This is a genomic window from Streptomyces sp. NPDC007162 (genome assembly GCF_040634175.1).
In the GTDB taxonomy this organism is placed as follows: Bacteria; Actinomycetota; Actinomycetes; order Streptomycetales; family Streptomycetaceae; genus Streptomyces.
Genome location: NZ_JBEYFC010000879.1, coordinates 1 through 2,261, shown reverse-complemented (window position 1 = coordinate 2,261; position 2,261 = coordinate 1). Strand labels below are relative to the sequence as shown.

The following is a 2,261-nucleotide window of genomic DNA, read 5'->3' as shown; positions in this document are numbered from 1 at the left end:
AAATGTCCTACGAGCCATTCACCCGTCCCCTGGCTCTCCTCGGACTCCGCTGACCAGCACAGACGCACCAACGATCAGACTTTGAAACCGCCCTGGGTACGCAGGTGTTCGGCAAATGCCGCGGGTGACCTTTGGCCGACGTCGTGGGCGCCAAGATCTGCCAGGTACGGGCTGATCCGCACCAGGCCGTCGCGGCACTCGATGACGCGCCGGTAGTAGCGACGGTGAACGCCACGAACGGAGGGATGGTAGGTCCATCGACTGACGGGCACGCGGTTCAGGGCATCCTCGGGGTACGCCTTGTGGAGCAACGTCCATAGCGGCTGGAGTCGTCGATACAGGCGGTGGTGGCGCCACCAGATCCGCAGTGCGGCGATCCGGGTGACGACACCGGGGTAGCTCACACCGATCATGAACAGCAGCGTCGCGAGGAGTAGAAGCAGGTTCACGATCTGAGTGAGCCCATGCGGAATTGGGCTGCCGCGCCACCGGATCACGACGAAGGCCGCGCGAACCGAGCAGACTGCCACCATGCCCGCCATGCCAGCGGCTGCCAACCACAGCCCAGTGGCCAGGGGGCGGGTGGCCATGCGGGCGTAGCGCCAGGTCCAGCGCAGCGCGGAGGCGATGGCGTAAACCAAGTAGAGCCCTGCAATCAGGTAGAAGATCGCTACTTGATGCACGCTCATGTCCTGCGTCTCGTAGACGTGCTCTCGGACGCTCGCTGGGGTGGTAAGAACGGCCAGCGAGATGGTCGCGACGGCGACGGCGAGCGGTAGAGCCTCCCATCGGGCACGAGATCGCCCACTCCGGCGATCCGAGACCGAGTAGAGGTAAAAGCACATCAGCCAGTAGGCGGCCGCTAGGAGGAGCACGTTCTGCAGCAGCTTGGCGCAGCCGGGCCCGGCAAGGCTGTCGAAGGCTTGTGCGCCGGCACGGGGACCAAGCGGAAACGCTGTGCCGACGCACGCAACACACAGGGTGACCGCGCGGAGTGGGCTGTCCTCGGGCGCCTTGGCCAACTGGTACAGCTTCCAGCTCAGAGCCATAACCAGAACCACCCCAATGGCGATCACAGCCATCCCTGCCGATCGCCTAAGGCGGCCTGTACGCGCTGCACCGAGGGGTGGCTTGGCCTGCGAGGCGTCACGTGATCGAGCACCGAGGCCCATTCGAGGATGATCGTGGCGACGAGTTCGGCCTCGTGCTCGTGATCGTGGTCGTAGGAGGTTCGACGGAGTGCTCGTCTGACGGCGGCCAGAGACAGGTCTGGCGCCATCTGCTGCCAGAACTTATTGTCGGCGTCGTCGCTTTTGTGATCCGCCAGGATGTGTCCGACCTCGTGCAGGATGATGTGATCCTGGTGGATCTTGCTGGTCTCTTGTTGGTACAGGATGTAGTCGGCCGAGGCCGTGGCCAGCCATACGCCGAACGGCCCGGGTACTGGAAGCGAGTAGGGCACGAGCCGGATGGGACGTCTGCGACGCTCCCCGAGGCGCTGGCACAGGACATCGACCTGTAACGGAGGATGGATGCCCAGTGCTCGGAGCTCGCGCTTACATCGACGCCGCAGCTCTCGTTCTTTCAATCTGCCCTCCCCGACGGATTAGGTATCAGTTGTCCGCTGCGGCGGTCCCCCTCCGGACGTCAGCGGCCTTGATCATGTTGCCGCATCACAAGCCTCGTCGCTCTGCCTGCTCCAACTGGTAGACGACGTCGAGGAGATCCATCACCTGTTTGCGTCGCTCCGCTGACAGCTCACCGGCGCGCATGGCCATGAGCTTGACGTCGCCGCTGCCGACTGCCTTGTCCAGGCGCTCCTGCTCCGCTCGCAGGAGGCTCAGTTGGCCTTCGACCCGGTCTGTCACATCGTCATCGAAGAAGTAGGCGGCAGGCACGCCAAAGAAATCTGCGAGAGCCTGAAGGTGTCTGAGCGTTGGATTCGTCTTCTTGCTCTTGCGTAGCTGCCAGATGTAGCTCTGGGAGATCGCGACCCCGGCCCGGTTGATGGCAGCCGCGACGTACTCGTTGCTGTACTCCTGGCCCCGACGGGGATTTACGATCGCGAACAAGTGGTTTAGCTTGTCCGCCAGGCTACGGCCCATCTGCTCGGTCACAGTGGCCCTCCTCGCGGCAACGATCTAGGTTTCGACTGGCGTCAATCTACCTTAAGCCGAGCTCTGTGCGCCATCTCGTGCAGGATCACGTTGGCCCGGGCCTCGTACGACGCCTGGGTCACCTTGCCCCGGAAGCCCAGGAAC

General features: G+C 63.7%; 3 protein-coding genes. All 3 read right to left on the bottom strand.

All coding sequences use genetic code 11. The features are described from left to right. Window positions 1–74: 74 nt before the first annotated feature. The gene (locus ABZ646_RS45300; protein ID WP_360533268.1) at window positions 75–1,082 is read right to left on the bottom strand and encodes an MAB_1171c family putative transporter; all 1,008 of its coding nucleotides are present in this window, start codon (window positions 1,080–1,082) and stop codon (window positions 75–77) included. Beyond that, window positions 1,073–1,462, bottom strand: coding sequence for a hypothetical protein (locus ABZ646_RS45295; protein ID WP_360533265.1), 390 nt, complete (start codon window positions 1,460–1,462; stop codon window positions 1,073–1,075). The genes ABZ646_RS45300 and ABZ646_RS45295 overlap by 10 nt, the downstream gene beginning before the upstream one ends. Before the next feature lie 211 nt (window positions 1,463–1,673). Beyond that, window positions 1,674–2,117: a helix-turn-helix domain-containing protein gene (locus ABZ646_RS45290; protein ID WP_360533262.1), complete on the bottom strand. Its 444-nt coding sequence runs from the start codon at window positions 2,115–2,117 to the stop codon at window positions 1,674–1,676. Window positions 2,118–2,261: the final 144 nt, after the last annotated feature.

What these genes read in the sequence shown, in the direction of transcription:
- ABZ646_RS45300 (WP_360533268.1), bottom strand. Translation starts at nt 1,082, where the DNA reads ATGGCTGTGATCGCCATTGGGGTGGTTCTGGTTATGGCTCTGAGCTGG.